We start from the raw sequence: 6,655 nt of genomic DNA on the forward strand, positions 1-6,655 counted from the left end.
AAACACTGAACTGGCTTACCCCGCAAGAGAAACTCACCATGATACTGTCCTAAATAGACCATGTTGCGACGACCGAGTGAATCCGCCCCACTTTCAGGACATGCGGTGTCCCGAAAGTGGCTTTCGCGACACGAGCCACGTTTAGTCCTCTGAATGCGGAGGGGCAACGGTGGCGCCCGGCAGCCCTGGGGCCGGCGCCGCTGACCGCGGCTTGTTACCCGTGTCCATGAAGGAATTGGGACGTTGAGTGTCCCAATTCCTTCATGGACGCTCGCGCCTGCTTGGCAAACAACATTTCCCCATTCAGGAACACCCTCTCGAGCGAAAGTCCGTGAAGGCCTCCTTTCCTACCTTGAGAGTAGGGAAGGAGGCCTTCACGGACTTCAAGCCGGCGAAAGCGACTAGCCGGACACCTTGACGAGCGACAGACCGACGAACAGGTATCCGTTGCCGCGCGCACCGTGGCAGTGGCGGCACCGGCGGACAGCGGGACGTCGGCGAGTTGGCGGCCAGTCCAGCCACCCGACGCCGGGATGTCGAGCGTGCGGGCTTTAGCGGCGGCATCGGTGACCGTCACCTGCGCGGCACTGAGCTGCCCCGAGGTCTTGGCGGACAGCGCCAGCTTGTAGGTGCCCGCCGGCACGGTGACCGTTTGGCGCACACCACCCGCGTAGGACTGTGCAGCGCCAACGGCGGAACGCCGCCGCGGTGGCGTCGCAGTAGCACGCGCTGACGGGGACGCCGTACTCGTTGTGGACATGCCACAGAGCCACGGCGGGGTGCGAACCGTAACGACGACCGAGCTGCTCGGCCACCGAGACGATGGCCCGCTGGTACGCGGTGGAACTGTGGCAGATGGCGCCTCGGCTGCCGAACGCGAGGCCACCGGCCTCTCGACGGCGAGCAACCTCTGCCTCGACCTGCGCTGGCTGCACCCCACGGCCTGGTGCTACTGGCAGGTGATGGACCCCACCCCGGCGTGGGCGTTGATCGACTACAACCCCACGACGCTGAAGGCGGGCTCCGTCCAGAACAAGCTGTACGTGCTGGCGCAGTTCACCCGCCACATCCGGCCGGGTATGCGGATCATCGAGGCGTCGGCCGGAAATGCGGCGGTCGCCTACGACGCCGCGGCCCGCCGTCTGGTCCTCGTCGCGGTCAACACCGCCACGTCGGCCCAGCCGATCACCTTCGACCTGAGCCGGTTCACCACCTTGCCCACCGGTCTGATCACCCGCTGGTCGACGTCGACGACCAGCGGCACTGACAAGTACGTCCAGCGCACCGACGTCCGGCTCGACGGCAAGCTGCTGCGGGCCTCCTTCGCGGCCGGACAGGTGCAGACGTTCCAGCTCGACGGCGTTTCCGTGTGACCAGGCACCACCACCCCACACCCAAGGAGTCATCCATGACCATGCAGCGACGGAAATTCCTCAGTGCGGCCGCGGCCGGAGCGGCGTGCGGCGGTACGACTGGACCCGCGGCAGCCGACGGTGCACCACTTACGTCTACTACCCCGCCACCGGTACCGTCGGCGGCAGCCCGGTGACGAACGCCCCGGTCGCCACCGGTGTCTTCCCGTCTACAACTTCACCCACGGCTACGGAAGCAGCCCGCAGAACTCCCTGTTCATCATCCGGGCGCTGGCCTCGGCGGGCTTCGTCGTCCCCGCCCCGCATTTCAACCACAATTTCAGCGACGTCAACAACGGCAACTCCGCCAAGGACGTCTCGCAGATCCTCACCAACACCCTCGCGCTCAACGCGAGCGGGCCGCTGGCCGGACACATCGACACCACCATCGGCGTCGGCGTCTCGGGTCACTCGCTGGGCGGCATGGTCACCCACGGCCTGCTGACCTCCTGGCCCGACCGTCGGATCGTCTCCGCCAACCCGCAGTCCTGTGTGGACATGGGCAATCCGTCCAGTTCGGTGTCCGCCAAGGTCCTGTTCGTCCACGGCGACCGGGACTCGACCACGTCGTACAACTCGGCCCGCCAGGCCTACAACGAGATGACCTGGCCCAAGGCGTTCCTCACCTTCGTCGGCGGCAGCCACACCAGCTTCTGGAGCGACCAGCGCTTCCCCAGGACCGTCGTCGACTGGGGCGGTGCCCTCACAAATCCTTCGCGAGCACACTGGACGGCTTCCATGACACAGCGTTTCCGTACCGCGTTCGTCCTCGTCTCCGCGCTGATCGCGAGTGGGGTCGCCGCACTGGTCGCGGCGCCGTCCGCGCTGGCCGCGGCGAGCGATCGGGCGGCCTACGCCGGCTACCTGTTCAGCTACTTCACCGGCGAGAACTCCGCCACCGGTGAACAGGTCCACTTCGCGCTCAGCCAAGGCAACGACCCGACGCGATGGCGCCAGCTCAATGGCGGTCGGCCGGTGCTGACCTCGGCCATCGGGACGCGCGGCGCCCGCGACCCGTTCATTCTCCGCTCGCCGCGGGGCGACAAGTTCTACCAGATCGCCACCGATCTGCGGATGTACGGCAACGGCAACTGGGACCAGGTGCAGCGGACCGGGAGCAAGTCCATCGTGGTGTTGGAATCGGCCGACTTGGTGAACTGGAGCGCGCCGCGCCTGGCGCGCGTCTCACCGGGCACCGCCGGCAACACGTGGGCGCCGGAGGCCTATCACGACGAGAGCCTCGGGTAGTTCGTCGCGTTCTGGGCGTCGAAGCTGTACTCCGCCAACGATCCGAACCACACCGGCACCACCTACAACCGGATGATGTACGCGACGACGTCCGATCTCCGGACCTACAGCGCCGCGCAGGTGTGGGTCGACAAGGGTTACTCGACGATCGACTCGACGCTCACCAAGCACAACGGCACCTACTACCGCTTCACGAAGGACGAGCGAAGCTCCTCGCAGTCCGCCTGCGGCAAGTTCGTCCTCGCGGAGAAGTCGGCGACGGTCCTCAACCGCAACTACTCGTTCGTCGCCGAATGGCTCGGGAACAACAAGATCAGCCACGGCGAGGGTCCGCTGGTCTTCAAGTCGAACACCGAGGAACGCTGGTACCTGTTCACCGTCTTGCCGGTCACCCAGGCCGAGTACGACCGGCTGCTGCAACGCTGGGGCTGAGCCCGGCCGGGGTGGGGGCGGAGCCCTCCTCGAGCACACCGGGGAGGGCTCCGCCACGGATCAGACGCCGGCCACCTGCTGGATCCACGGCCGGTACCGGGTGATGTTCGTGTACGCGGTGGTGGTCTGCCGGTCGCTGGTCGAAGCGACGCCGACCTGACGACCGGAAGCGAACATCGGGCCACCCGAGTCCCCGCCGGCGGTGATGCCGTCCCCGCGGCTGGCGCACACCGCGACACCGCCGTTGTAGTCACGGCAAGCGACCGACGTGACCCGGACGTTGGCGACCTTCAGGTACCGCGACTGGCAGTTGATCTCCGAACCGCACTGACTGGTCGCGCCCCAGCCGTAGACCTGCACGGTCTGCCCGGTCGCGACGTCGCTGGTGGTGCCCAGCGGCGAGTAGGTGGCGGTCACCGGCGCGGTCAGCCGCACGATCGCGAGGTCCGCGCTGGCGTGCCGGGTGACCGTGGAGCCGGTGGCCATGGTGCCACCACTGGTCTGGTCCAGGCTGCCGATCCGGAAGGTGAACGTGCCACCGCTCGCCACGCAGTGTTTGGCGGTCAGGATGTACTGCGGCGCGATGATCGTCGAGGTACATGTCTGTCGGCCGTTGGCGAAGAGCCTGGCGGCCCACGGCCCGCTCTGGGCGTACTGCCCGCCGATGATCATCGGCTGGACGCCGGACGGGTCCGTGGCCGGTTCCGCGGCGGACGCCACGGGAGCGGTCGCGCCGAGCAGCGCCAGGAAGGCGGTGCCGGCGATCAGGGCGAAGGAGCGCAGTCGCATGGTTCCGACTCATTTCTGCGGCCCGGATTCGGCCGCGCGATGGGGACGGGTGCGCTGATTCTGGGACGCGGCAAGAGAAATCGGACACCGACGAAAGTCGTGCAGTAGGTACCTATCTCTTCACCGCGGTGACCGTTGAGGATCCCTCTAAGTATCGGAGCGCCGTCATGGGCTGCTCCGTTCGACGTCCGTCCACTGGGGACAGATGGTGGCATAACACCGGGGACATAACCTGACGCCGGGGCTTCCCGAAAGCCACGCCCGCCACCACAATCGGGATCATGACCGCAGCACACTGGACCCCGACCTACGGCGACCCCTTCGAGCCGGTGCCCTACCGGCCCACGCGTCCGTCCGCGACGGAATCGCTGGCCACCGCCGCCGATCTGCGCCGCCACATGGACACCCGGCGCACCGTGCGGATGTTCTCCACCGACCCGGTACCCGAGCAGGTGCTGGTGGACGCCATCGCGGTGGCGGCCACCGCGCCCAGCGGCGCGCATCAGCAGCCGTGGACCTTCGTGCTCATCGAAGACGCCGAAACCAAACAGCGCATCCGCGAGGCCGCCGAGGAGGAGGAGCGGATCTCGTATGAGGGCAGGCTCGGCGAAGAGTGGCTGTCGGCGCTGCGCCCGCTGGGTACCGACGCCGTCAAGACCCACCTCACCGACGCCCCGTATCTCATCGTGGTCTTTCAGCAGCGTTACTTCCTCGACGAGGACGGCACCAAGCACAAGCATTACTACGTCGACGAGTCGGTGGGCATCGCGGTCGGCATGCTGATCACGGCGCTGCACCTGTCCGGGCTGGCCGCGTTGACGCATACGCCGTCGCCGATGCGCTTCCTCGGCGAGCTGCTCGAACGGCCGCAGAACGAGAAGGCGTTCGCCGTCATCCCGGTCGGCTATCCGGCGGACGACTGCGTGGTGCCGAACCTCGTACGCAAGTCCATCGATCAGGTGCTGATCCGCCGCTGACCACCCGCGCGGCCCGGGTGTCTGCGCACCCGGGTTGCGCGAAACATCCGGTTTCGGACAGTCAAACTGCGCATTAGTGCAGTTTTCTGCTCACTTTGACGCATCTCTTGACATATCTGGCGGCGATTGGACACAGTCGGGGCATCGAAGGCGACACGAAGGAGTGTTCTTCATGGCCGACCTGCCCTCTGTCTCCCGGCGGACCTTGTTCGGTGGCGCCCTCGCCGCCGGGGCGCTCGCCGCGATCCCGACGAGCGCCACCGCCGCGGAAGAGGTCGTCGAAGCGGAAAGCGCGCCCCGTCGTCCGGGTCAGCGCAGCATGATCGGGGTGCCGTTCGAGCGGCACCAGACCGTCCGAATAGGACTCATCGGGCTCGGAAACCGTGGTATGTCCATGATCGGCGGGTGGAGCGCCGTGCCGGGCGCGGTGGTCACCGCGGTCTGCGACATCCGCGCCGAACGCGCGAAGGCCGCCGCGGACAAGCTCGCCGCCGACGGACGGCCACGTCCGGCCGAATACGGCGGATCGGCCGACGCCTTCAAGAAGATGCTCTCCCGCGCCGACATCGACCTGGCCTACATCGCCACTCCCTGGGAGTTCCACTACCCACAAGGCAAAGCCGCGCTGCTGGCGGGCAAGCACGTCGGCGTCGAACTGCCCATCGCCACCGAGCTCGACCAGCTGTGGGACCTCGTCGACACCAGCGAGCAGACCCGCAAACACCTGTTCCTCGCCGAGAACTGCAGCTACGGCCGCAACGAACTGGCCATCCTCAAGATGGCGCACGAGGGCGTCTTCGGCGAGGTCACCAACGGGCACGGCGGCTACCTGCACGACCTGCGCGAACTGTTGTTCTCCGACACGTATTACACCGACGCGTGGCGCCGCAAATGGCACACCCGCAGCACCGCGAGTTTCTATCCGATGCACGGTCTCGCCCCGATCGCCGCCTGCATGGACGTCAACCGCGGCGATCGGTTCGCCACGTTGCGCGCCACGGCGACCGAGCCGAAGGGCCTCGCCGACTACCGGAAGCGGCACATGCCGCCGGGCCACCCGTCGTGGAAAGAGACCTACATCAACGGTGACCTGGTGACCTGCCTGATCGAGACCGCGCAGGGCCGGATCATCCGCGCCGAACACGACGTCAGCTCGCCGCGCCCGTACAGCCGCATCAACAGCCTCGCGGGCAGCCGCGGCATCGTCGAGGACTACCCCGCCCGCATCTACGTGGAGCCCGACCACAGCGGTCACGCGTGGAAGGACTTCGGGCCGTACCGCGACCGCCACGACCACTGGCTGTGGAAGAAGCTCAAGGACGACCCGAACCTCGGCGGCCACGGCGGCATGGACTACGTGCTGCAATGGCGGATCGTGCAACAGATGCGCGCCGGGCTGGTGCCGGACATCGACGTCTACGACTCCGCGGCCTGGTGCTCCCCCGTGCCGTTGAGCGTGGTCTCGCTGGCGAAGGGCGGGAAGCCGGTCGCGGTGCCGGACTTCACCCGCGGCGACTGGTCGAAGCCCCGGCCGGGGCTGGACTCGCAGCCTTCGGAGATGCCCGGCTAGGCGGAGAGCCGGCCTCGTGAATGGAGTGTCCGTGAAGGCCTCCTTCTCTACCTTGAGCGTCAGGGTCCCGACAAAGTCGAGATCTTGCAGGTCGGTCGACTATTCCTGCACAGTCGAAGGGTCGCATGCACCGGTGGCGTGGGGTCGTGAGTGATAATGAGGCTTATTGAGGGGTAACCCAAAGGTGGCGAGCCTGGGGGCTGATTCGGTGTTGCGGGGAACCGGGA

At 67.1% G+C, this 6,655-nt stretch carries 7 protein-coding genes; 5 read left to right on the forward strand and 2 right to left on the reverse strand.

The window, feature by feature from the left end:
* Positions 1–551: 551 nt before the first annotated feature.
* A complete protein-coding gene (locus ACZ7KI_RS43210; RefSeq protein ID WP_470278797.1) occupies positions 552–935 on the reverse strand; it encodes a beta-galactosidase in 384 nt (127 codons plus the stop codon).
* Between ACZ7KI_RS43210 and ACZ7KI_RS43215 the strand changes: the two genes are divergently transcribed.
* From ACZ7KI_RS43215 to ACZ7KI_RS43225, 3 genes are all read left to right on the forward strand, one after another.
* Complete coding sequence (locus ACZ7KI_RS43215) at positions 849–1,373, forward strand: hypothetical protein (RefSeq protein ID WP_470278803.1); 525 nt, start codon at positions 849–851, stop codon at positions 1,371–1,373. The two genes, ACZ7KI_RS43210 and ACZ7KI_RS43215, sit on opposite strands and share 87 nt — an antisense overlap.
* Positions 1,374–1,436: 63 nt before the next feature.
* Entirely contained in the window at positions 1,437–2,660 is a 1,224-nt protein-coding gene (locus ACZ7KI_RS43220; RefSeq protein WP_470278798.1) for an alpha/beta hydrolase, read from the forward strand.
* 72 nt (positions 2,661–2,732) lie between these two features.
* Positions 2,733–3,092: a glycoside hydrolase family protein gene (locus tag ACZ7KI_RS43225; RefSeq protein WP_470278799.1), complete on the forward strand. Its 360-nt coding sequence runs from the start codon at positions 2,733–2,735 to the stop codon at positions 3,090–3,092.
* Between the two features lie 60 nt (positions 3,093–3,152).
* On the opposite strand, the gene ACZ7KI_RS43230 is transcribed toward ACZ7KI_RS43225, so the two are convergent.
* Positions 3,153–3,881: a S1 family peptidase gene (locus ACZ7KI_RS43230; RefSeq protein ID WP_470278800.1), complete on the reverse strand. Its 729-nt coding sequence runs from the start codon at positions 3,879–3,881 to the stop codon at positions 3,153–3,155.
* A gap of 281 nt (positions 3,882–4,162) precedes the next feature.
* Here ACZ7KI_RS43230 and ACZ7KI_RS43235 point away from each other — a divergent pair, with 281 nt between their 5' ends.
* Both ACZ7KI_RS43235 and ACZ7KI_RS43240 read left to right on the forward strand, forming a co-directional pair.
* Complete coding sequence (locus ACZ7KI_RS43235; RefSeq protein WP_470278801.1) at positions 4,163–4,858, forward strand: nitroreductase family protein; 696 nt, start codon at positions 4,163–4,165, stop codon at positions 4,856–4,858.
* Positions 4,859–5,030: 172 nt separating this feature from the next.
* Positions 5,031–6,428: a Gfo/Idh/MocA family protein gene (locus tag ACZ7KI_RS43240; protein WP_470278802.1), complete on the forward strand. Its 1,398-nt coding sequence runs from the start codon at positions 5,031–5,033 to the stop codon at positions 6,426–6,428.
* Positions 6,429–6,655: the final 227 nt, after the last annotated feature.

This window comes from Amycolatopsis sp. NPDC039088, from assembly GCF_055598845.1.